Source organism: Microcystis sp. M061S2 (assembly GCF_020245605.1).
GTDB lineage: Bacteria > Cyanobacteriota > Cyanobacteriia > Cyanobacteriales > Microcystaceae > Microcystis.
The window spans coordinates 1-23,812 of record NZ_JADBUP010000097.1; the positions used below are offsets into that span (position 1 = coordinate 1).

Consider the following 23,812-nt stretch of genomic DNA (forward strand, 5'->3'; position numbering starts at 1 on the left):
AACTATGGTTGAGTTAGGAATAAAAATTACTGACTTGAATCAAAAATCTGAGACAATCCTAGAACAAAATCAGCAACGCTCAGTCACCGAACAAGAAAAGTTATCCAACATTCAGGGAGAATTAGTAAAATTAATCGAAACCGTGAAAACCTATCAAGACAGTTTTAACTCCGAGTCGAAACAATTAGGAAACCAACTTATTAATCGTCTTGATGAAAGACTCTCCCAAACCTCCGATACAATTCTCACAGCTTCCCATGGGATTGAGCGCTCTAGTAATAATCCAGATGTGACTAATGCTAACTTGTCTCAGTTAATTGGTACAGTGACAGAGCAACTTACTCAAGTCAAGGAAAGCTTACAGTCTGATTTAAACTTTTTAAGCAATAACTTAGGGATGGTAGTTGATGATAAATTAACTAAGAACTCAGAACAATTAAAAGCAGTTTCCCAATCTATTGAGAAAACAGCCAATCAATTTGGCAGCCTTAAATCAGATTTTTCTCAAGTAATTAACGCAGTGAACACCAACACCAGTCAATTAACTGCTAACTTAGAATCTTTGCGAGATAAGTTAGAGAAAGTTATCGCTAAGGAAAATAAATCAAATCAAAAAATGATTGAACACATCTATGGAGAAATTCACAAATGTTTAGTAGAACTGGAGAAAATTAACGATATGCGTTCTGACTTTTCTAACTTAAATAATAAGATGGAAGAACTTTCTGAATTTTCTAACTTAAAGGATAAGATAGAAAAACTTAAGGATGAGATGGAAGAACTTTTTGAGACAATCCCTAATCCTCCTCAAAAAGATGTTGAGAAGGGGATTAAGACTATATTTGATAACTTCACTAACAAATTCTAAGCAATTATGTCTAGACGTACCTACTACCGAGATGAAGATAAATCGGTGGATGTTTATCCCGCATTTACCGATTTAATGTCCAATGCTTTCATGATTCTGAGTTTATTTCTCCTCTTGGCACTTTTTCAGTCCTATAATCTCATCAGTAAACTGGAGGAAGCTAACCGAAAACTACAAACAGCAACCCCGATAGTTATCGATGAAAAATCAGGAAAATTTAAATTTCAGTCGGGAAGTGCTGAATTAAACCCCGCTTTAAAAACCTATATTCGTCAGCGCATTATTCCCGCTATCGAAACCATTACCAAAGACAGAGAAATCGACTTTATTCAAGTAATTGGACACACGGACGGACAGGGAATACAAAAGACAAGTAATCTCGATAAAAATATCGAATCGGTTGCCAGCAGAAAACAATCTGTTAAAATGCTCGTACCCGGTTCTAACACTGATTTAGGATTAATGCGAGCTTTAGCAGTAGTCCAAGAAATCGAAAGCACAGGTAAACTCAAAAACGTCAAATTTCGAGCTTTTTCCGCAGGACAGTTATACCTACCATCGGGTAAATTAGCTGCGGTTAATCGTGACGCAGATGCAAGCAGACGCAGAATTGAAATCCGTTTTATTCCCCCCGGTAGAAAACAATAAGACAAAAAAATTCTAGAAATTTGTTTTTTTATCTTTTGCTTGTTACACTGAGGAAAGAACGAAATTCAAATCAATATCTATGGAACAAAACACTTTAGAGGGGACTTGGGAAGAAATTTTACAGCATAGTGCTAAATTAGCAGGTCAGCGAGTGAGATTGACCATTCTACCTAATCAATCTTCCAATTCTTCCACTCCAGAAACCCTAGACCAAAAATTAAAAGGAAGAGTTGGACGAGTTTATTTTCAGCCATCAGATTTATCTGAGCGAGTAGAACAAGTTTTTACAAATATTTTAGATGATAAAGACCAAACGGTATGGAAATCAACCTTTTGAGGTTGTACCTTAATGATTTTTCATTCCCTATAGGGTGACATCCTCGTATAAATCCCGAAAAGATGCCGTCAGATTAATACTCTGCAAACTAAAACTTTCTTGCTGATAGGTTTGCAGAATCCATAAACCCTGTTCACCCCGTCGAAAAGTTTCCACTCGTTGGTGTTTACTATTCACTAAGACATATTCCTCTAAACTTTCTAGAGTTTGATAATCATTAAATTTATCCCCCCTGTCAAAAGCTTCTGTAGAATCGGAGAGAACTTCAACAATCAATTTAGGAAAACTTTTGTAGGTAGCAGTTTCTCTATCTCTGTTATCGCAGGTGACAATAATATCAGGATAATAAAAGTGATTGCGTTTCTCTAATCTGACTTTCACATCGGCAAAATAAACCCGACAATCGGAACCCCGCAAATGATTACGAATGATAAAAGTGAAATTGAGTCCGATAATATTATGAGTATCCGTTGTCCCTGCCATGGCGTAAACTTGTCCATCGATATATTCATGTTTAATGGGACTTTTTTCTTCAAACTGAAGATATTCTTCTGGAGTGAGATTATTATAGTTAGATAGAGCAATCATGGTTTTTAAGGACTTTCGGGAGTATCATTAACCGTTTCTAGGGTGACATCCTCGTATAAATCCCGAAAAGATGCCGTCAGATTAATACTCTGTAAACTAAAACTTTCTTGCTGATAGGTTTGCAGAATCCATAAACCCTGTTCACCCCGTCGAAAAGTTTCCACTCGTTGGTGTTTACTATTGACTAAGACATATTCCTCTAAACGTTCTAGAGTTTGATAATCATTAAATTTATCCCCCCTGTCAAAAGCTTCTGTGGAATCGGAGAGAACTTCGATAATCAATTTAGGAAAACTTTTGTAGGTAGCAGTTTCTCTATCTCTGTCATCGCAGGTGACAAGAATATCAGGATAATAAAAGTGATTGCGCTTCTCTAATCTGACTTTCACATCGGCAAAATAAACCCGACAATCGGAACCCCGCAAATGATTACGAATAATTGTGTATATATTCCCCGAAACAATATTATGAGTATCCGTCGTCCCTGTCATGGAGTAAACTTGTCCATCGATATATTCATGTTTAATGGGACTTTTTTCTTCAAACTGAAGATATTCTTCTGGAGTGAGATTATTATAGTTAGATAAAGCAATCATCGTTTTTTCTGCTAGTTACAACTATATTTAAGTACCTAAGCAAAATTAATTATACATCTAAGCCGTTAGCCTTTTCCGTAATCAGTAAGCAGTATTAAGTAACAGTACATTCCCTGATTACTGTTCACCGATAACTGAAAAGTCTCCCCTCTCCGAGTCTCGACTAGGAAATTAACTTTGCAGGACAGATACCTGTTGAAATACTGTCTAGGAGAACCCGCAAAAAGAGCCTCGAATGGTTAATCTATATGTTATTACCCTTGTAACCCACTATAACTACTGCTATGACAACCCTAATTGACTATTCAAATATTCAATCTTTACCCGAAGTTTGGTCAATAGTTGCCCAGCGTTTCCCCAATATTATCGCCCTGCAGGATCCCCACAGTAAACCGGAAGTAATTCTCACCTATCGGCAACTTTATCAACAAATTCAGCAATTTGCCGCCGCTTTGCAAGCATTAGGAGTCACAGAAACCGAAAATGTCGCTTTATTTGCCGATAATAGTCCCCGGTGGTTTATTGCCGACCAAGGTTCCATGGCAGCCGGGGCCGCCAACGCGGTACGATCTGCTCAAGCAGATGCAGAGGAATTAGCCTATATTCTGGCCGATAGTGACAGTCAGACGCTGATTGTCGAAAATAACAAAACTTTAGGGAAATTGCTGGCGAAAATCCCTGAATTGCCCCTAAAATTAATCGTGCTGCTCACCGACGAAGACCCCGCTACTGGGGCGATTTCCGTGCAGACCTTAAATTTCAAGCAACTAATGGCGATCGGGGCTGAGAACACCCTTAAACCTATCACCAAGAGCGAAAATGATCTGGCTACCCTCATCTACACATCGGGAACGACGGGACAACCCAAAGGGGTGATGTTAAGTCATGGTAATCTGCTGCATCAGGTACGCAACTTAAATGCTATCTTTCAACCGGATCCCGGCGATCGAGTTTTAAGTATACTACCTTCATGGCATTCCTACGAGCGCAGTTGTGAGTATTTCAGTCTAGCTCAGGGTTGCACCCAGATTTATACCAGTATTCGCACTTTTAAGTCCGATTTAAAGCAATTTAGTCCGCAATTAATGGTGGGAGTTCCCCGTCTTTGGGAATCTCTTTACGAGGGTATCCAAAAACAATTTAGCGAACAATCGGCCACAAAACAGAAATTAGTGCGATTTTTGCTAGAAAAGTCGGAAAAGTACGTTATTGCTAAACGTATCGCCGATAATCTCAGTCTAGATCATCTTCACGCTTCCGAGATCGAAAGACTAAAAGCAAGAATTCAATCCCTCTTACTCTATCCCCTCCATGCCATCGGTGACAAGCTGGTTTATAACAAAATTCGCCAAGCAGTGGGAAATAAAGTTAAAATCTTCGTTAGTGGTGGTGGTTCCTTAGCCAGACATCTAGATACTTTCTATGAGATTGCCGGAATCCCGATTTTAGTTGGTTATGGACTGACAGAAACTTCTCCCGTCGCTACCGTCCGTCGTATCGATCATAACCTGCGCGGGTCTGCCGGTCGTCCCGTCTTTCAGACAGAAATCTGTATTGTCGATTTACACAGCAAAGAAGTCCTACCCACAGAAAAACACGGTTTAGTCTTGATTCGCGGTCCGCAGGTGATGCAGGGATACTATAAAAAACCCGAAGCAACCGAAAAAGCGATTTCTCCCGATGGTTGGTTTGATAGCGGTGATATTGGTTGGTTAACCGCTGCCGGGGATTTAGTCTTAACCGGACGGGCCAAAGATACAATTGTTTTGAGCAATGGTGAAAATATCGAACCGCAACCGATTGAAGATGCTTGTTTACGCAGTCCCTTTATCTCCCAAATCATGCTAGTGGGACAGGATCAAAAAGCTTTGGGGGCTTTGATCGTGCCTAATCTTGATATACTGGCCAATTGGGCCCAAGAACAGAAAATATCCTTAAATTTACCCGATCTTCACAGTGATCGCTCCACGATTCTTTCTAGCGATCTCTACAGCAAAAAAGTCTTAGATCTCTACCAACAAGAATTAAAGCGCGAGGTAAGAAATCGGCCCGGTTATCGTGCCGATGACCAGATTAAAACCTTTGAGTTAATTTTAGAGCCTTTTTCCCAAGAAAACGGCATGATGACCCAAACTTTAAAGATTAAACGACCGGTAGTAACGCAACGCTATCGCGATATGATTAACGAGATGTTTGCCAAGTAAATATTTCCGGCAAATATTCCCTAACCCCTTGACAAAAAGACCTTTTTAGGATAGGCAAATCATGGATGACGCACAAACCAGTTTATTACTGAAGCGCCCGGTGACAATTAAAGTCATCGTGACTCCGCGCTGGAAAGAAGAAGCACAACAGCAATTACAAGCACAAATGGTGCAAATTGATGCACAAATTCAACAATTAGAAACCCAAGGCCAAAGAGCGATCGCCGAAATTCAGCGTCAGAGTCTGATCCCCTTACCCCCCGCGGCTGCCCAACAGATTGACAATATTCAAATCCAAGTCAATCAACAGAAAAGTGAGTTTCTCGAACAAAAAAACCAGTATCTGCAACAATTGCAACAGGTACAACTCTTGGAACTCAATCAAGAAGTCGCCCAAGCACAATTAGAAAGCTTTTTCCGCGTCGAAAAAGGCGATAACTTAGTAGCCAAAATGAATGTGGAACTCGTCCTTAGAGATGGCATAGTCGAAGAAATTCGCGGCGAAATTTAAAGCTAGGGTGAGCAGTTACGGTTCATTGTCAACTTAACCGTTAAAATCGGCAATAGCAAGGGTTATTCTCCCTTGCTCACCCAGAAAACCGCCCCTAGCTCACATCACCCCTGACATGGCTTGCTCAAACCTGAAAAATATATTAAGATTCTTTATCGATCGCCCGGACAAACTCGCCTATATTGTTGTATAACTTCATCTCTCCATCGACTCACCCTTAATTAGGGCTTGCTGAAAAAGTTTTTCGTGGGGGTAGGGTGTGGGGTGTGGGGTTTTACCGATTTTGAGGGGGTCAATTACCTAATTTTCAGGGAAAAAGTCCCTGAAATTTCCCCCCGATCACTCCCATATTTGCTACTTTTTGATTGACAAAAAGTCTAAAAGTCTTACCCAACAAGGTTTTTAGATTTATTCAGCAAGCTCTAATTAGATACTATAAATATGAAATCTCTATGCTTTCTTTCTTACCCACTATTCTTTTAGCTCAGTCCGCCTCGGTTCTGCCCCAGATAGAGAGGAAATTAATCACCCAATATCAGGAAGTGCGTCAGTTGCCCGGTCAACTGAATGACGTTCTAGTTTTTAATAGCAATAGTCCCGAAATCGTAGAAAAAGAGGGCATTCTCCTCTCCACTTTCCCCGGCAAAGGAAAACGTTTTCCCGTCGCCCATCTCAATCATCCCCTACAAGGACGTTTTGACGTTTTCACCCACCACATCGCCCGTCAAACCGACCCCGATCGCGACTTACACCAGGGCCTGATCGTTACTAATCCCACCTCCAGAAACCTGGTTATCCGCATCCTGCAAGGAGTCAGTTACGTCACCTCCGCTGATGCCCCTTTTGTCGATTTACCCTCTCTGGTAGAAGATCCCAACGGCCGGGTTTTTTCTGGTCCTGGTTCCCGTTTAGCCAGCGATATCATGCGTCGTCGCCATGATACCCAATTTCCCACCCAGATCGTCATTCCCCCAGGCCAAAGTCGGATGCTCTTCGATCTGGTTATCCCCAGAAGTAGCGCCCGATCGACCCTCCTACGTCTCTACAGCGATGGACCCGTCTATATGGCCAATTTAGCCCTCTACGAAGTTCCCCAAAAAGTCAAAATCGAAGATCGGGAAATAGAAACCTTTCGTCCCCCTACCCTAGAAGAATGGCGTACCCTATTAGTTAAAGGTGATTTAGCCGCCCCTCGCGATTTTCCCCCCACTCCTCCCGATCAATGGTCTCCCGGAAGAAGAAATTTTTATGGTCGCGTCGCCGGAATTTCTGTCGGTTCGGAATGGGCAACCCGCATTGTCGATCCTAAAGGGGGAATTAATCTCACCATTCCTCAACCCGGTCAAGCTTTTGCCTATCCTTTAAGTACGGTGACGGCAGCTACTTTCGGAACCAGACAAATCCAAAGCGCCCCCATGTTAGTGCGTTATCCCGATACGGCTTTCAAAGCTCACGGTAACTACGGTGTTCACTACTATCTGACTTTACCTCTATATAACAACACTAGCAAAACCCAGGTGGTGGCTTTGAGTATTCAAACCCCAATTAAAGAAGACAATTATCTCGATCGCTTGCTATTTGTTGAACCCGTCCAGGGACCGGTATTTTTCCGGGGTGCAGTGCGCGTTACCTATCTTAACGCACTGGGACGCACCGAGGAACGTTTTTTCCATCTCGTTCAACGGGAAGGACAACAGGGAGAAGCTTTAGTACAGGTGGAACTTCCCCCCGGAGCCAGACGCGACATTAATCTCGATTTTCTCTATCCCCCCGATGCCACACCTCCCCAAGTTTTGAGCGTTAAAACTTTGGAATAGATAGTTTTTCTCGAAAAGTTAACGGCTGATTGTCGGGGGTAATAAGTAAGATACACTGAAATTAATCTCTCTGTGAATCGGCCGATGAATATTAGCAAAACTTGCTTTATTTTCTGCTTATTATCTCAATTTTTGGGCAATACAGCTGCGAGTTTAGCCGTGACTAAACTCGATTTTGATACCGGTCAAACCCTAACAAATCAAGTAATTAAATCGGGAAAAATTAAGGTAAAAGTTAGCTATCAACCCAGGAATCTGAATGAGAGAGTTGATGACAGTTCTGATATTAATAATGTTTCTTATAAAATCTTTTATAACGAGCAACTTTATCAGGAAAATAGCGGCTATAGTGCCTTTGGAGCCGGCTATGTCGAATTAAGAGATTTAGATAATAATGGCATCGATGAGATTATTGTCTCCACCTATAGCGGCGGCGCTCATTGCTGCACATCTTTGGTAATTTATACTTGGCAAAAAGATAAATTTATTAGAGAAGAAACGGGTTTTTTAGATGGTAGTGGTGGTTCCTTTGAAGATTTAGATGGAGATAATAATTATGAATTTGTCACCGTTGATAATGCTTTTTTGTATGCTTTTAGTTCCTACGCCGCCTCTTTTCCTCCCTCGAGAATTTATACTTTTCAACAGGGTAAATTAGCAGATGTCACCAGAAAATATCCTCAAAAATTAAGAAAAACTTTAGCTGAAATGTTGAAAGCCTGGCAGTTAGCTAAAAAAGAAAAAGCCGAAGTCAATGGCATTTTGGCCGGTTATGTGGCCCAAAAAATTCTCCTAGGAGAATACGAAGAAGCTTGGCAATTTCTCCTCGCTAATTACGATAAAAACTCCGATTGGGGTCTCGATATCAATGGCGAAAGTACAGTGATCGGCAAATATCCAGACTTTCCCACTGCCCTGAGAGCTTTTCTCCTGAAAAATGGCTATTTATCTGAAAGTGCCAACAATAAAAAAATAGCAAACGCTGTGAACAACTATGTTAAAAAAAGTCAATTATCTGCGGTCGCTATTTTGTTTCCTCGCTACAATCCTCTGGAGTAGTCATCTAGGGATCAACTCTAGCCTCGCTGTCAATAATAATTGTCAACTGTCCGAATCAGAAATCCAACAACAAGAAAATCTGCGTCAAACTTCGCCCCAAGAATATAACATTTTATTGCATAAATATGCTGAACAATTGCGCTTTTGTCGTTCCCGACACTGGTTACAGGAACAGGCGATCTGGTTACGTCTCTACTCCTGTGATACCCGCCCCGGCTCGATCGAAAGTATCCTCGATCGCATCGTGGCCAAAGGTTATAATACAGTTTATCTGGAAGTTTTTGCCGATGGTCAAGTCCTATTACCTCCTAACAATAATCCCACCGTTTGGGATAGCGTCATTAAAAATCCCAGTGCCGGAAATGTGGATTTATTAGCACAAGCGATCAAACAGGGACATAAACGCGGTTTAAAGGTTTATGCTTGGTTATTTAGCCTCAATTTTGGCTATGCTTATAGCTTGAAACCCTATCGACAGGAGGTGTTAGTACGCAATGGTAAAGGACAAGATAGCACCTCTTTTGTCGATGATCAATCCCAAACTTTTGTCGATCCCTACAGTAATCAAGCGCGACAGGATTATTTAATTCTCCTAGAAGCCATTTTACAACGTCGTCCCGATGGAGTTTTATTTGATTATATTCGCTATCCCAGAGGAACAGGAGTCGATTCCGTTGCTGATGATGTCAAAGATTTATGGATTTTTAGTCCGGCATCCCGACAAGCTTTAATTAATCGAGGATTGAATAATAAGGGCAAATTTTTAATCGATCGCTATCTGACTCGCGGCCAAATTTCCCCCGATGATATCGTCGAAGCCGACCGCCTTTATCCCCAAGAAACCGCCCCTCTTTGGCAGGGTAGAATCCCCTTAGAAGAGGAGATGAAACAATCAGTTAAAAGTCGTTTTGATCGCCTCAAATTAGAACTTTGGTTCCTAGCGGTTGCCCATGCTGCCCAGGGTGTCATTGATTATATTAGTTATTTTTCTGCCCTAGTGGAACGTCAGGGAATTCCCGCCGGGGCAGTGTTTTTTCCCGATGGGAATCGTCTTGTGGGTAATCAAGGTTTTGATTCTCGTTTACAAGCTTGGGATAGTTTTCCCGCTTCCCTAGAATGGCATCCTATGTCCTACGCTAATTGTAACGATACCACCTGTGTGGTTAATCAGATCAAAAGAGTAGTGGCAAGCAGGGGAAATCAAACTCCTGTTATCCCAGCTTTAGCGGGTTTATGGGGACAACCCTATAACAATCGTCCCTCCTTAGAAGTGCAAATGGAAGCAATTCGCATAGCCTTTCCCACCATAGATAGTATCAGTCATTTTGCTTTTTCTTGGCAAGAACCACAATTCGATCGAGCCAGAAGATTTTGTCCAACGTAACCGCATTTACACCTCCACTTTCACTTCCTCTGTTTGTCCCTGTGTTGGGGGAACTATCAAAGGCGGCAGTTCCGGTCCGGCGGTGTTGAGAGTCGGTGTAATATCGACGTAGTTAATCACCGCCCCTAAAATTTTCACCTCCGCTTCTGCTAACTGATCAGTTGCTTCACTCAAGAGACTAGAACGAGTTATCGCCTGGCGCGTTACCAGAATAATCCCGTCTGCTAGTTCTTCTAAGAGCAGCGCATCATTACAGCTAGACAGAGAAGGAGTATCGACAATCACCAGATCGAAACGGCCGCGAGAATCTTTGAGAATTAATTGTAATTCGCTCGATTCAATGATAGCTGCCGCTTGTTTTTGCGGACCGGGACTGGGCAAAATGGAAAGGTTTTCAATATTTGGGGCCAGCCGGATCGATTTACTTTTTGCCCCGTAGTAAAGTAGGGGTTCTCGGAAAGAATTGGGATCGGGAGTGACTCCGATTTCTTCGGCCTTAGAGGGACTTCTCAGATCTCCTTCGACTAACAGAGTCCGTCGGCCCGCTAAAGCCGCAGCGATCGCCAGATTATAGGCAGTGGCGGTTTTCCCCTCTCCGCCAGTAATACTGGTGACAATGACCACTTTCACCGTTTCGCCGCCGCCCACAAGTCGCAGGGTACTGCGTAAACGTTCGTAGTAGGGGAGATAATTGGCATTAGCATCGGCGAGAATCGGCTCGATTTCCTCGCCCTCTAAATTGCGGACAATGGGCAATTGTCCTAAGAGTAGTATATCCCGACTAACCAAAGCTTCCCGCAATTCTTGGGGACTGTGCAGGCGATCATCGATCACTGCTAACAGGAGAATCACGCCCAATCCGGCTAAAGTTCCCAAACCAGCGCCCACCAAGAGAATCAAGGTACGATTCTTGCGGTTAAACACCTGTTCGATCGGTTGAGCAACTGGCGTTTGGGCGACGGTGAGACTACCCACGGTTTCCGCTTCTGCAGCCTGAGCATCCACCAGAGCATTGAGAATATTCTCGTAGATACCCCGTTGAAAGGCGACAGCTTGGATTAAACGAGCTTGCTGTAGCTGTTTATCGGGGAATTTCTCGTATTGGGAGCGTAATTGCTGTTCCTGAGTCACTAAGGATTCTAATTGTTTCATTAAACCCTCGCGCTGGGTTTGCAGGGTGACTAATTGAGCCGCTAGTTGTTGACGGGTGGCATCGAGATTACTTTGCTGACGGATGCGACTGCTGGGAAGATCGGTCAGGATGCCATCTTTTCCGATCACCTCGGCGGCTCTTTTTTGTAAGAGAGATTCGTTAACTTCCTGTTCTTTGCGTAATTTAGCTACGGTGGGATGTTCGGGACGTAAATCCTTCTGTAGTCGCTCCAATTGGGCTTCCGTACCCAAGATCTGCGCTCGGATACTGGCAATAATCGGGTCGGCACTAAGGGCCGAGGAGGTGTAAGCTTGATCGGGGGTTAAATCGAGTTGTTTACTCAGACTATTAATCTGTCCTTGAATGCCTTGCAGTTCTAGGCGAATTTCTCGCTGTTGCTGTTGACTACTGGTGATAGCGGTGAATAAACTCCCATCTTGAATCGCCAATAAATCTGAACCCTGGGTACTAATGTAGCGATAAAACTTTTCTTCGGCTCTGGTTAAATCTTTTTGGACTTCGTTAAGTCGGACACTGAGAGCTTCTATGCGGGCCCGTAACTGGGAAGTATTCAGCCAGCGACTGTATTCCACCATTTCCTTCATCAAGGTTTCGAGAATTAACTCCGCCTTGGACTGGGAGTCGGACCTTAACTCTAAAAGTATCTCTTGGGGTTGGTCGCTATTATTTTTTTGTCCCTCCACTTCACCGGGGAAGGTGATTTTCAAATCTTGATCGCGAATTTTAACGATCTGTTCCTGATTAAATTGCAATTTTTTGGCGGCACTGACCAATACCCGGGGAGACAGCAGTAAATCGCGGTCAATAGCCCGCCCTTGTTCTTGCAGTTGGCTTCCTGTACTGGTAAAAGCTGGCGGCGGCACCCGGTAGGCCAATTGTCCCACCGCCCGATAAAAGGTGGGGGGTTTCTCAGGATCGGGTAGGAGAGCAAAGATCACAGAACCGCCTAAACAGACGAGGAAGACGAATATTCCCACAAATTTGTTCTGATCTAGCGAGATGAGAAATCGTTTAACAATTGGTAGAGCCATAGCTTTTTAATGTATTCCCAGATTCTTTACATTTTAGCGGTCAAGAGTTATTCTCGTCCTTGAAATCCTAGCTTATGAAGTTGTGTTAAGGAGTGAGACGAGCGAGTTGCCCCTCAATTATCGGAAGTTATCGAATTGATTGCTAATGTCGAGAATTGTATTGGTAAAACTCGTAATATCCCGGATGGGTTGGGTAATAATATTAAAAGCGGCGAAAATTTCCCCTAATAGGGTGCGGGTAACGATAATTACGTCCTGATCTTCTAAGGGAACATTTTGCGAGATATCTCCCCTAACTGCCGCTATCGGACTCAAAGTTTGACTAACAATTCCCCCTTTGGCACTGTCAAAACGTAGCAGGGACACTTCATTGACATTAATCCGCAGGCGATCAGAAACTGGTAAACTAGCCACCACATCGAGGAAGGTACTGCCATTAGGAATCGAAACATTTCTCAGGGCAATTCCCGAAGGAACTAAGGGAGTTAAAACCCTGATCGTGATATTCTGCTGGGCGAGGGTGGTTCTCGCCACCAATGTGCGATTATATCCCGTCTCTTGACCCACTTCTAACTTGGAAACAATCACGGCATCGCCCCCTTGCAGACGCAGATCTGGCAAGCGGTCTCCTTTAATTAAGGGAGTATAAAGGTCAAGTTTCTCCTCTAATACTGTACCATCGACTAAAACCCGACGGACAACGATCGAACGCAGATCGGCCCTGGGAGTGCCACCACCCGCCGCCAAAAGTACCTGCGCTAGGGGAGTATTAGGAGCAACACTATAAAACCCCGGTCGCTGTACCTCTCCCAGAATGGTTAACTGGACGGGACGGGCAGAGCTTAAAACCGCAATGACTTCCGGTTCCTCCCGCAAGTATTTTCGCCCCAATTCCAGGCGGATTTTAGTTTGCACTTCGTCTAAAGTCAAGCCCAACAAGGGAATACGCCCTAAAATCGGCACCAGAAAATTACCATCGGGATCCACAGGACCTGAGGAATTAAATTCGGGAAAATCGGGAACCGAGACAGTAATTTGATCGCCGATATCGAGTCGATAGGACTGAATTTGTCGGAATTGGCGATTATTAGGAGAGTAAACCGGTGGACTGTAGCCAGCGGGGGGAATCGTGTTTTCAGGAAAGGTGGGATTAGGGGGTTGGGGTGGCAAAAATTCTAACCCAGATCCTGGTTGAGTCTGGGGTATGGACAAAGGACCCTGGGCCTTGAGTCCTTCGGAGTCAATTACCCATAAGAACCCTGTCAGACTCAACCCCGATAAGGCCATAGCCCCGGTTCTGGATAAATTAACTGGCAAAAACTTGTTGAGCATTGGTGGAATCATACAGATCTATCAATTTTTGGGTTCTGACGATGACAATTTATTTTCTGGGAGTTATCTAGTGGGAGGGGAACCAAGAAGCTATTAAGGGCTAGAAAAGTGCCTTGAGCTAGTTTTTTCAAAGAGATGGTTACGAGCAGAGAAATTACTTTTCTTTTTTGCTCTCAGGCACAGAAGTTAATTGACTTAAGACATTTTGTTCTAAGTAACTTTGCACTTCCCCGGCGAGACTGAGAGCAAAGGGAGTGAGAGTTTGCAGTTCTTTCGTCGGTTCTAGGGGAATCACTAAGGAAACGGCTATCCAGGGTACTCTTTGTCTTTTTAATTGCGCCCATTGGTCAAGCCAATACCAAACAGAGGGATCGTAATGACCACCACCTAGCCAAGCATACCACTGCACCACGGCAAAGGTGTTTTGTGTCCAGGCCCGATAGAATCGAGCCGTGGCCTTTCCTCCCGACCTGGTGGGAATTGATAGCTCGGTTGTTTCCCCCCGATTCCAACGACTAATCGAACTGATATCCGACCATTCTAACCCTGGTTGATTTTTATAGTAGATCTGTGGCTTTAAAAGCAGGGTGATCCTCTTGCCCTCAGGACTTTCCAGCACTTGTACCGACCATTTTCCCTCACCGATTTCTCCTTGCTGCTGATCGATGGTTTTCAGGTCAGAGAACTTGATTCCCGATTCTTGTAGGGCCAGCATTTTCTGAATATTACCGATTCTCGGTTGCTCCACCCAAGACCACTGGCCAGAAATTAAATTGGGCAAGATACCGCCTAAAATCAACAGCAGCAGCAACCCCAACAGCAGTAAATAATTACCCGGGAGCTTTTTTTTGACTTTATCTAACACTAAAGTTACCTCGGCCGGAATTTTTTGACTAATCATCCTGGCTACCTTCCTCTTGAGCCGGGGACTGTTTCTTGGCTGCCTCGCGATACTGCATGATTTGGAAGACCAAAAGGATGAGTAATAACATAAAGACCGAGTACAAATCACCCCCCCAGCTATCGTGGAGTAATTTGAAGTTTTCCTCTTGTCCTGTGCCGTGAAACCAAGCTAAAAGCGCGTTACGAATAGTATTAGCCCCGACACTAATTCCCAAGGCACTGAGGAGCATAAAGCGCGTTTTACGACCGTTTTTGATGGTATCAGTCCAATGGAGCAGCAGCAGCGTGACGTAAAGACTGGTAAATAACATTTTCAGCCCCGCACAGTAGGGGGCGACCTCCACCATCCGACCTTCTACCGCTACATGGATACCGTCAACGGAGACATCTAAGCCTGCTTGCTGGAGAATAAAACCAGAGCAAGCGGCAATAAAAACCTGTAGGGGTAGGGTATAGGGAGTGATCAGGTAGGGGATGGGATTAGGAGTCGCTAAGGCTGTTAAAAGTAGGGGAAATCCCTGTAATTTAAAACCTTCCGTTCCTTTTAACCAGAGACAGATTCCCGCTAACATAATCGGGAAAGACAGACTAACCCAAAGAGAGGAACCGAGGAGATAAAAAATCGCCCCTAGGGTTAACAAAAACGCTCCGAGGGGATGGGAGCGATCTTCGAGGCGTTGCCATTTTTTGCGATTCTGCCAGACAATATAGGCGGCGTAGGGAAGGCCGATCAAGCCGTGGCTAAAGTATTCGTGTTCGATGCCGATCGATTTATTCAGCCAACCATCGTACCAGTGAAAGATCACCGGACCATAGATAACCGCCAAGAAACCGATCATCAGCCAAGATTGCCGATTTTTGTGGGAGACGGGCGATAGGGAAGGACTAATACCCATAGGACAGAGCGATTTAGTGACAAATTCTGAATTTATGTTACCCGATGATCGCAGTGATTTGTTCAACAACGGTTTCAATTTGCTCCTCGCTGATACCGGGGTACATGGGGAGAGAGACAATTTCTTCACAGAGAATCTCTGCATTAGGAAAGTCTCCCTGTTGATAACCCAGGTAGCGATAGGCCGGTTGCAGATGACAGGGAATCGGATAATGAATGCCGGTTTGAATACCGACGGCAGTTAATTGTTCTTGTAGTTGTTGGCGCTCAACGGGACAATGGGCAAGGATGCGAATAACGTAGAGATGATAGACATGACCAGTCTCGGTTTCGTCTCGTATGGGTAAAATGCCCTTATCGGCTAAAGGAGCCAAAAGCCGGTCGTATTGTCTTGCCGCTCGATGACGGGAGCGATTCCAACTTTCCAGATGGGGTAATTTAATGTTTAAAATGGCGGCTTGTATGCTATCTAAACGGCTATTAGTGCCGATATCGGTGTGGAAATACTTGCTCGGTGCGCCATAATTTCTTAAACTGCGGGCTTTTTGGCTAATTTCGGGATCATTGCTCACCAACATTCCGCCATTGCCAAAAGCACCTAAATTTTTACTGGGATAAAAACTAAACCCCGCCGCCACACCGACACTGCCGGCGCGATAACCTTCTCTACTGGCTAAATGGGCCTGGGCCGCATCTTCAAAGATAATCAGATTATAGCTGCGGGCAAAATCCTCTAATTGTTGGGGTGATACCATCTGTCCGTACAGGTGTACGGGGAGAATGGCGCGGGTGTTGGGGGTAATTCTTTGGGCAGCCGCCGCGAGGTCAATTAAGGCCGTATCGAGGTGACAATCAACTAAAACCGGTTTGGCCCCCGCTTGCAGAACACCCATGAGGGTGGCGACAAAGGTATTAGCGGGGACTAGCACTTCATCCCCGGCACCGATGCCGTAAGCTTGTAAAGCCAGGGCAAGAGCAGCAGTGCCAGAAGCTACTCCCACAGCATACTCGACTCCGCAAGCTTGGGCGAAGGCGCTTTCAAATTCGGCTAAAGCTTGGCCTAAAACAAAATCTCCCCGGTCGATAACTGTTTGGATTGCCTCGGTAATTTTTGCTTGTAGGGGCTGATTTTGCCAAGTTAAATCGACAAAGGGAACTTTGATTAAATGGGAACTCATCTAGTGCTTGTTTATGGAGACATTATTAATTGTCAAGAGACTAGCATAGATTTGAGCAACTTGGCTAGATTAGTAGGCTCTCTTGTCCTTTCTGTCTTCTTCTCCGTGTCCTTTGTGCCTCTGTGGTTTATCCTTAATCCTGCAATTGGGTTTTTAAAGTTAGATTGGGAGTTAATCATACTATTAAAAACGGATTTGGCCTAATTTGCGATCGCAGAAAGGAGCGTGATTAATCATCGTATTTTTCCGATAGAACTGGTTATTATGAGTGATTTTACCGCTTTAACGGCGTTAATTCTGGCTGGTGGCGAAAGTTCCAGGATGGGACGAGATAAAGCTTTGTTATCTTTTCAGGGTCTCTCTTTTCTGGAGAATATCTGTTTAATTGCCCAAGATTGTGCCGCACAGGTGTCTGTGATCACGCCTTGGCCGGAACGTTATGAACTGATCATTCCCCAATACTGCCGGATAATCAAGGAACCTCTCCCCACTAGGGGGCCTTTATTGGCCTTTGCCTTGGGATTAACTTTTGTATCAACCGATTGGGTTTTATTGCTCCCTTGCGATTTACCTTTACTAACGCCCCCAATTATTCAAGGATGGTCAAGATTATTAGCCACTGTACCAGAAAATGCCATGGCTTTGGTTCCCCGCTGCGGTGAGCGTTGGGAACCTCTCTGTGCTTTTTATCATCGTCGTTGTTTAGAATCTTTGCAGACTTATATTCAGCAAGGGGGAACTTCTTTTCAAAAATGGTTAAATGTCTCCGTGGTGGAGAAATTAATTATCGATAATTCCGAGATTTTATTTAACTGTAATACCCCAGAAGATTTAGAGATAATAATAAACTCCCCAGATATTAACCGTAAGAAAACCTAGCACAAAAGGGAGTAAAAGTAAAGAGATCGGCGAAGAAATATTGGATAAATGGCGATAACCATAGTAGAGCATTCCGGTTAGATAACCGCCAGTTACACCGATAATTGCGCCGATAATATCGCCATTTATGGATAAATAGGAAGTGAGCAAAATGACGAGGGAAAAGGGCAAAATTATCAAGCCACCTAAAAATATATCGCCGGTGAGACTACCATATTTATTACTTAATTTTCTGCCCAACCAACTAGATAAAGTCAGAATAATAAAAGGAAATACTGCCCAGCCTAATAACAGTAAAAAATCAGATTTAACTGTCCAGTTTTGCCAAGTCAAAGCGATAAAAAAACTGCTGATGATTGCTGCCAATACACCCATAGCCAAAGCCTGATTACGGTTGAACTTTAAAAAAGCCTCTGCTAGACCGGTCTTGGGTTTGAGCAAAGATAAAAAAGAGATTTTCAGCAAATTAAAAACAATAAAAAGAGTTTTTGACCACTTGATCGATTGCCGTTGTCGATAACTTTTCTGAGGGTCTCTTAATTTATTGGCAATGGCATGATAGCGGCGAAAATTTCCCTGTTGCTTAAATTTTTTGGCTGCTATTTGGAAATCCTTTCGTGCTGCCGGCAGTTCCGAGAGTTCCTCTAGAGCCAATCCTCTTTGATAATAGAATTGGGGGTTATCTGGGTCAATGGCGATTGCTTGACGGTAAGCTTCTAGGGAGGATTGGGTGTAACCGAGTCGTTGCCGGGATAAACCGAGGTAATAGTAAGCTTGGGAACAATCGGGTTTTAACTGCAAAACTTGGCGACAATCGCTCAAAACTTGCCGATCCTGCTGATTATAGTAGTAAACTTCCGCCCGTTGCAGATAGGCCTGCCAAAATTGCGGATTAATTGCGATCGCTCGCTGGTAAAATGCGAGCGCTAATTGATAATTTCTCTCTTGAGCGTAGCGCCATCCCTGTTGATAAAAATCCTCGGCACTGCGGTGAAAAGTGGGTATTTCTGGGGATAAATTGCGATCATACTCTTTTCTTTTCTCTTTATCGCTCAAAACCCGATAAGCTTGTTCAATTTCCCGAAATTTTCTGACTGCCTCTGGATCATCGGGATTATAATCGGGGTGATATTGCCGGGCCAGACGACGAAAAGCGGCTTTTATCTGATGATTACTGGCATTACGGGGAATTTGGAGGATTTCATAGTAATTTTTCATACTCGAATGGGGGGAGAATTTTCAACTACTGAAAATTGTTGCCAATGGCTTGCCGAAACGACTATCATTGTCAATTAAATAGCTTTTATTGAGAGTTGATCGCTTATGTCTGCCTACACTGCCTCCTCCCTGAAAGCGGAACTCAACGCGCGGGGGTGGCGCTTAACTCCCCAGCGAGAGAAAATTCTGCACGTTTTCCAGAATTTACCGAAAGGCAATCATCTCAGTGCCGAAGAATTGCAGGAATTACTGGACAAACGGGGGGAAGGAATTAGTTTATCGACGATTTACCGCAGTGTTAAACTAATGTCGCGGATGGGAATTTTGCGGGAGTTGGAATTGGCCGAAGGTCATAAACACTACGAACTCAATCAACCCTATCCCCACCACCATCATCATTTGGTCTGTATTCAGTGCAATAAAACCATCGAATTTAACAATGATTCTATTCTCAAACACAGTCTCAAACAGTGTGAGAAAGAGGGTTTTCAGTTAATTGACTGTCAGTTAACGGTGATGGCTATCTGTCCGGAAGCTTTGCGGATGGGTTGGCCGTCGGGAATACCGAGTAATTGGTGCTGTACGCGTTCGCTGGTGGATACTCGTTTCCAAAACTGCGAGATTCCCGAATCAAAGGAGCCAGAACCGGAAAACTAGACATCTAAGCGGACATTCCCAACTGAAAACCGAGAGCCTTTTTCTGCATTAATTGGAAAATATTATAAAATCCGTTGGCGCGGGAAGGGGTAAGGCTGACTTTTAAACCGGTTTCTTCGATAAAATCCGGGGTGACTTGCAGGATTTCCGTGGGAGTCAGTCCATTTAAACCCTCGATTAACAAAGCAACTAAACCCTTGACTAATTGCGCGTCGGAATCCCCTTTGTACCAAACCTGGCCATTTTCGAGGTCGGCAGTGATATAAACTTGGGATACACAGCCATGAACTTTATTAGCGGGTATTTTGGCAGATTCTGGTATTGGTTCTAGTTTTTTAGCAAAAGCTAGTAATTGTTCGTATTTTTGCTTAGGATCGGTACGACGTTTGAGGCGTTCGACGATGCGATCGAGATTAGACGGGAGCATATTGCAAGTTAAAATAAGAAAAAATTAGCCAATAGCTTTTTTATATTAGCATTCTCGCGGAAGTTGAGCGCTGTGGTTATCGCGGCTAGGACTGCCTTGGTCAGAGGGTCTGGAGGCTATCTGCTAGAATTGGCATCAATCAAACACCACGCTTGCAGGAGCTATGGTTAACCTTTCCTACAATAGACCTCGACCTAATATTATCTCAAGACTAAAAGTCTTTCTAGTTAAGGAATCTACCTGAATAAAAATTATTTTAATTGCCTCATATTTTTTCAGTAAAATTAAATTAGCAACGATAGATGTACATTTCAGCTATCGAACTATCTAATTAGTACGCAGACTAAAAGCAAGCTATGACTGGGTTATAATTTTTGGAGATGTCTAATAAAAATCGCCTTCTTCCCAGTGCCGAAGAATTGCCCTGTGCTGACGAAACGCCGGTGGATAACCAGTTACACCAACGACATTCCCCATCTATTACTCAGTTTATTAGCATTTATGTCGCGAAGGCAACCCCAGATGAAATGCCGATAATCGTTAGTTTCATCTAAGATCAAGCTCTTTGAGCGTTGTAAGGATTATGCAAGTTTTGGAAGCAAGTAAATTCCAGAGAAAACTCACCCTAACCCTTCGCATTTGTCAAGTCTTTTAAATAATTCTTAATATTTTTTTCGTTTTGCTCTCTGGCTCTCGTCTGGCTTCTCGACGGAATCGCTAAAATGATCAGGGGTGTTTTAGAGGTAAGTCTATGAATGAACCGGTAACTCTTGAGGATATTTACCAGCTATTCCGCGCTTCCGCCGAGGAATATGATCGCCAGGCTGCCGAATCCAAGGCGGAATATGATCGCCGGGCTGCCGAATCCAAGGCGGAATACGATCGCCATAGAGTCGAAATAGAGAACCTCCTCGCCGAATCTAAGCTAGAAAGCGATCGCTCGATGGCAGAACTGAAACGGACGGTTGAACGAACCAGCAAAGCGGTAGATAGTCTCACCACTCGCTGGGGTCGATTTGTGGAAGAATTGGTAGAACCGGCGGTTTTACGGCTTTTTCAGGAAAAAGGCATCGATATTAAAGAAGTTTATCCCCGCGCTAGAGTCAAGCGTCAGGGCATCGCCATGGAAGTTGATATTCTAGCGGTAGATGATACCGATCTCGTGGTGGTGGAATGTAAATCTAGATTATCTAAAGATGATGTGGATGAATTTATTGAAAAATTGACTCGTTTTAAAATCGCTTTTCCCCATTATCAAAACTATCAAGCTTACGGTGCGGTGGCGGGAATTGAAATCAACGAGGGGATCGATCGATACGCTTATAAAAAAGGTCTATTTGTGATTAAACCCTCCGGGGATACGGTGGTCATTATTAATGATGCCGACTTTCAACCGAATACTTGGTAATTTCCCTAGTCAAAACAATCGCTATGGTTAACCTTTCCTAGACAAAAATCGCCTTCTTCCCAGTATCGGGAAATCGTTATTTAACCGCAGAGGAAAGGGCGAGGGCAGCTGCGGCGATCGCCAGTCAAGCAGGTTTGATCGCCCAGCAAGAACGTTTAGCCAAACAGGAAGCGGAACAAAAAGCCCAACGACTAGCGGAAAGACTAAGATCACTGGGTATCAACCCCGATGAAATTTAGGGGTGGGTTCTCCGGCAATTTTAGGGGATTAATCGCGTAATAATTCTGGTTCGGTTAATTCGTCGGTCATTTCCATCAGGGCCCGTTGGACGGGTTTAATCATCGGGTCATCGATATTTTCTACGGTATCGTAGCGGACGCGTTTGGCCCGTCTAGCGACTTGCACGACGATCGAGTAACGATTGCTGGCCGCATTCATCAGTTTATCGGTGAGATAAATCATCTCGGAGGAGTCGAATTTAAACCGTTTGGACATAGTTATATTTAGCCTTCTCTGGTGAATTTGGCACTTGTCACTGATTTTAGTGATAAGTTTTATTACTCAGTCCACCTTACCATATTTTGTCAACTTTAAGGATAGGGTTATCCTTTATCTCGATCAGATTTTGTCAACTACTTTTTACAAAACTTAAATCAATTTAAGACAAGTTTAAAAATATACAAATAAAGAGATAATTTTTGAAATAAATAAACCCAAAAAAGGTATCTCAACCATGGCTTTTAACCTCAACGGTTTCAACTTTAACCAGTCGATTATCGATTCCCTGGGACGTGCGGTCGCAACGCGCTCGCTACGCGAGACCGCAACTTGGGCGGATGTGATCAACCGCGCTAACATTGGTTTTGAAGTAATGCACGAACGCAACGCTCATAACTTCCCCCTCGATTTAGCTTCCGGTGATGCTATCCCCATGGCCTTGACGGCAGCGGCGATCAATGGTTAAAAATAAACAGATGCTGGATCCCCATCCAACATCCGCGTTCTAACTCTGCACACATTTTGCTAAGTCCTCATGATAAGTTAAAAAACGCTTCCTTTTTGGGGGCGTTTTTATTTATTCGATTGAAAAAACCGATGACAATCATTACTAAAGCTGATAAGAAAGTGGGGTGTAGGGTGTGGGGTGTGGGGTGTGGGGTGTGGGGAGAATAAAACTGCCTATTGCCTATTGCCTATTGCCTTTTGCCTATTGCCTCCTGACTGACTCCTGATAACTGATAACTGATAACTGATGAAAAGATTAGCTTGGTTTGATCGCTTAGTGTTAGCGACTATTTTGGCTTTAATTGCCGCAATATCGTCGATTTTGATCCAGGGAAATCAAGTTCCTACGCGAGGGGAGAATTTTAGCTGGCAAGGGCGAAAAATCGGCGTTAGGGACGATTATTTTACTTTAAGTTTTAATCGACCGATTGACCGTTCGGACGTGGAAACCAGCTTGGTGATCGATCCTCCCTTGCCGGGTAAAATTAGCTGGTCTGGCGATCGCTTGACCTATACCTTGACGGAATTGCCTATCTACGGCAAAAAATATCAAGTAAAGTTACTCATTGCCCAAGGTGAGGACTTTATCGGGGAATTTTACACCCACGATCGAGCTTTTGCCTATATTGGAGTCAACCAAGAGGAAAGAGGCCGTTTAATCGTCTGTAATATCATTCAGGGGGCAAATAACGTCACAGAACTGAAAAAAACCATCCTTACCCCTGGGGATCTGGTGGTCACGGATTTTCAAATCTATCCGAGGGGGGAGAGAATTTTATTCTCGGCCTTCGATCGCTCTGACTTAGGACGGGATACCCCGAAACAGCAACTTTACACAATTACCACGGGTTTAAATCATGACGAACATGGTCAAAATTTGCCCAGTGGTCGTATAGAAAGGTTTTTAGATGCGAAAACCTATCAAAATCTGCGCTTTGATCTCTCAGATAACGGCAAAACCCTAATCGTGCAGAGAATCAATCACAGTAATCCGGGGGATGCCAGTTTATGGGTAATCAGTGATGATGGACAATCGCGACCGTTAGGAATACAAGCGGATAATTTTTTACTATCTCCCGACGGTAAAAAAGCGGTTGTCAGTCAAACGGGAGGGGTAGCGGTGATTCCTTTGGATGTCCAGGCGGGAAAATCGCAATTTTTGCCCACCTACGAAAAAATACTCGCTTTTTCCCAGGATGGTCGCCAAAAATTAATGGTGAAATCAGAAGCGGATAATCAGCGATCGCTATTTTTGCTCAACGATCAGGGAGAGTCAAGACTACTATTAAGAACAGCTAATCCGATTATTAGCTGTGAATTTGAACCGCGACAAGAAAAAACCCTTTACTGTCTGAAAAGCGATCTGGTTATGGGCAGCGATGGCAAAGTGAAAGAAGAACCATTTTTAGGGATTATTGAGCTAGAAACGGGTAAAATGATGCCCCTGCTGGCCTTACCTAATTATCGTGACGTGCAGATGAGTATGTCTCCCGATGGCGTGGCCTTATTATTTGATCAGTTAGCAACCACACCCTTTGGAGTCAGAAATGATTTAGTCACCGGGGAGGGGTCGAGCATTGCCGATGGTCGTCTCTGGTTATTACCACTTCCTGATCAGTTCAGTCCCGATAGCACCCCGAAAATTTTACCGCAAGAACTCAACGCCGGTTTTAAACCCCGTTGGCTGCCCTAA

The 23,812-nt window shown here is 43.8% G+C and carries 21 protein-coding genes and 4 pseudogenes; 15 read left to right on the plus strand and 10 right to left on the minus strand.

Going from position 1 to position 23,812, the window contains the following annotated elements; all coding sequences use genetic code 11:
* The 3 genes and pseudogenes from IM475_RS16490 to IM475_RS16500 all read left to right on the plus strand — a co-directional run.
* Positions 1–868: pseudogene (locus IM475_RS16490) on the plus strand (methyl-accepting chemotaxis protein); the annotation flags it as partial.
* A 6-nt stretch (positions 869–874) separates the two neighbouring features.
* The gene (locus IM475_RS16495) at positions 875–1,516 is read left to right on the plus strand and encodes an OmpA family protein (RefSeq protein WP_002733090.1); all 642 of its coding nucleotides are present in this window, start codon (positions 875–877) and stop codon (positions 1,514–1,516) included.
* A 79-nt stretch (positions 1,517–1,595) separates the two neighbouring features.
* Positions 1,596–1,853: a hypothetical protein gene (locus IM475_RS16500; RefSeq protein WP_287659522.1), complete on the plus strand. Its 258-nt coding sequence runs from the start codon at positions 1,596–1,598 to the stop codon at positions 1,851–1,853.
* A gap of 27 nt (positions 1,854–1,880) precedes the next feature.
* On the opposite strand, the gene IM475_RS16505 is transcribed toward IM475_RS16500, so the two are convergent.
* The gene (locus tag IM475_RS16505) at positions 1,881–2,441 is read right to left on the minus strand and encodes a Uma2 family endonuclease (RefSeq protein ID WP_287728318.1); all 561 of its coding nucleotides are present in this window, start codon (positions 2,439–2,441) and stop codon (positions 1,881–1,883) included.
* A gap of 5 nt (positions 2,442–2,446) precedes the next feature.
* Positions 2,447–3,037, minus strand: coding sequence for a Uma2 family endonuclease (locus tag IM475_RS16510; protein WP_287728320.1), 591 nt, complete (start codon positions 3,035–3,037; stop codon positions 2,447–2,449).
* 284 nt (positions 3,038–3,321) lie between these two features.
* Between IM475_RS16510 and IM475_RS16515 the strand changes: the two genes are divergently transcribed.
* The 5 genes from IM475_RS16515 (at position 3,322) to IM475_RS16535 (ending at position 10,012) form a co-directional block, all read left to right on the plus strand.
* The gene (locus tag IM475_RS16515) at positions 3,322–5,241 is read left to right on the plus strand and encodes a long-chain fatty acid--CoA ligase (protein WP_287728321.1); all 1,920 of its coding nucleotides are present in this window, start codon (positions 3,322–3,324) and stop codon (positions 5,239–5,241) included.
* 61 nt (positions 5,242–5,302) lie between these two features.
* A complete protein-coding gene (locus tag IM475_RS16520; protein ID WP_002735919.1) occupies positions 5,303–5,752 on the plus strand; it encodes a YlqD family protein in 450 nt (149 codons plus the stop codon).
* 452 nt (positions 5,753–6,204) lie between these two features.
* Positions 6,205–7,569: a DUF3370 domain-containing protein gene (locus IM475_RS16525; protein WP_287728322.1), complete on the plus strand. Its 1,365-nt coding sequence runs from the start codon at positions 6,205–6,207 to the stop codon at positions 7,567–7,569.
* A gap of 84 nt (positions 7,570–7,653) precedes the next feature.
* Positions 7,654–8,628, plus strand: coding sequence for a hypothetical protein (locus tag IM475_RS16530; protein WP_287658566.1), 975 nt, complete (start codon positions 7,654–7,656; stop codon positions 8,626–8,628).
* Positions 8,564–10,012 (plus strand): family 10 glycosylhydrolase, encoded by a 1,449-nt coding sequence (locus tag IM475_RS16535; RefSeq protein ID WP_287658564.1) that lies wholly within the window; start codon positions 8,564–8,566, stop codon positions 10,010–10,012. Before IM475_RS16530 ends, IM475_RS16535 begins: the two co-directional genes overlap by 65 nt.
* A gap of 6 nt (positions 10,013–10,018) precedes the next feature.
* On the opposite strand, the gene IM475_RS16540 is transcribed toward IM475_RS16535, so the two are convergent.
* From IM475_RS16540 to IM475_RS16560, 5 genes are all read right to left on the minus strand, one after another.
* A complete protein-coding gene (locus tag IM475_RS16540) occupies positions 10,019–12,217 on the minus strand; it encodes a GumC family protein (RefSeq protein ID WP_287728323.1) in 2,199 nt (732 codons plus the stop codon).
* A 117-nt stretch (positions 12,218–12,334) separates the two neighbouring features.
* Positions 12,335–13,549, minus strand: a complete 1,215-nt coding sequence (locus tag IM475_RS16545) for a polysaccharide biosynthesis/export family protein (RefSeq protein ID WP_287728325.1) — start codon at positions 13,547–13,549, stop codon at positions 12,335–12,337.
* Between the two features lie 154 nt (positions 13,550–13,703).
* Positions 13,704–14,450: a cyanoexosortase B system-associated protein gene (locus tag IM475_RS16550; RefSeq protein WP_287728326.1), complete on the minus strand. Its 747-nt coding sequence runs from the start codon at positions 14,448–14,450 to the stop codon at positions 13,704–13,706.
* A complete protein-coding gene (gene crtB / locus IM475_RS16555) occupies positions 14,443–15,348 on the minus strand; it encodes a cyanoexosortase B (RefSeq protein ID WP_287728327.1) in 906 nt (301 codons plus the stop codon). The genes IM475_RS16550 and crtB overlap by 8 nt, the downstream gene beginning before the upstream one ends.
* A 37-nt stretch (positions 15,349–15,385) precedes the next feature.
* On the minus strand, positions 15,386–16,525 hold the full coding sequence (locus IM475_RS16560; RefSeq protein ID WP_287728329.1) for a DegT/DnrJ/EryC1/StrS family aminotransferase: 1,140 nt from the start codon (positions 16,523–16,525) through the stop codon (positions 15,386–15,388).
* A gap of 264 nt (positions 16,526–16,789) precedes the next feature.
* On the opposite strand from IM475_RS16560, the gene IM475_RS16565 reads away from it, so the two are divergent.
* Positions 16,790–17,404: a molybdenum cofactor guanylyltransferase gene (locus IM475_RS16565; protein WP_287658572.1), complete on the plus strand. Its 615-nt coding sequence runs from the start codon at positions 16,790–16,792 to the stop codon at positions 17,402–17,404.
* Here IM475_RS16565 and IM475_RS16570 read toward each other — a convergent pair.
* Positions 17,357–18,622 (minus strand): DnaJ domain-containing protein, encoded by a 1,266-nt coding sequence (locus IM475_RS16570; protein WP_287658556.1) that lies wholly within the window; start codon positions 18,620–18,622, stop codon positions 17,357–17,359. The two genes, IM475_RS16565 and IM475_RS16570, sit on opposite strands and share 48 nt — an antisense overlap.
* Positions 18,623–18,727: 105 nt before the next feature.
* Here IM475_RS16570 and IM475_RS16575 point away from each other — a divergent pair, with 105 nt between their 5' ends.
* The gene (locus tag IM475_RS16575) at positions 18,728–19,279 is read left to right on the plus strand and encodes a ferric uptake regulation protein (protein ID WP_061431859.1); all 552 of its coding nucleotides are present in this window, start codon (positions 18,728–18,730) and stop codon (positions 19,277–19,279) included.
* A gap of 4 nt (positions 19,280–19,283) precedes the next feature.
* On the opposite strand, the gene IM475_RS16580 is transcribed toward IM475_RS16575, so the two are convergent.
* Complete coding sequence (locus IM475_RS16580) at positions 19,284–19,706, minus strand: SufE family protein (RefSeq protein WP_046663438.1); 423 nt, start codon at positions 19,704–19,706, stop codon at positions 19,284–19,286.
* Between the two features lie 380 nt (positions 19,707–20,086).
* Between IM475_RS16580 and IM475_RS16585 the strand changes: the two are divergent.
* From IM475_RS16585 to IM475_RS23015, 3 genes and pseudogenes are all read left to right on the plus strand, one after another.
* Positions 20,087–20,210 (plus strand): annotated as a pseudogene (locus IM475_RS16585) (Uma2 family endonuclease); the annotation flags it as partial.
* A 247-nt stretch (positions 20,211–20,457) separates the two neighbouring features.
* The gene (locus tag IM475_RS16590) at positions 20,458–21,114 is read left to right on the plus strand and encodes a DUF3782 domain-containing protein (protein WP_287728331.1); all 657 of its coding nucleotides are present in this window, start codon (positions 20,458–20,460) and stop codon (positions 21,112–21,114) included.
* Positions 21,115–21,167: 53 nt separating this feature from the next.
* Positions 21,168–21,353: pseudogene (locus IM475_RS23015) on the plus strand (hypothetical protein); the annotation flags it as partial.
* Positions 21,354–21,381: 28 nt separating this feature from the next.
* Here IM475_RS23015 and IM475_RS16595 read toward each other — a convergent pair.
* Positions 21,382–21,609: a DNA-directed RNA polymerase subunit omega gene (locus IM475_RS16595; protein WP_002761217.1), complete on the minus strand. Its 228-nt coding sequence runs from the start codon at positions 21,607–21,609 to the stop codon at positions 21,382–21,384.
* Between the two features lie 226 nt (positions 21,610–21,835).
* Here IM475_RS16595 and IM475_RS16600 point away from each other — a divergent pair.
* A pseudogene (locus tag IM475_RS16600) lies at positions 21,836–22,078 on the plus strand (photosystem II q(b) protein); the annotation flags it as partial.
* Between the two features lie 288 nt (positions 22,079–22,366).
* Positions 22,367–23,812 (plus strand): Ig-like domain-containing domain, encoded by a 1,446-nt coding sequence (locus IM475_RS16605; RefSeq protein ID WP_287658554.1) that lies wholly within the window; start codon positions 22,367–22,369, stop codon positions 23,810–23,812.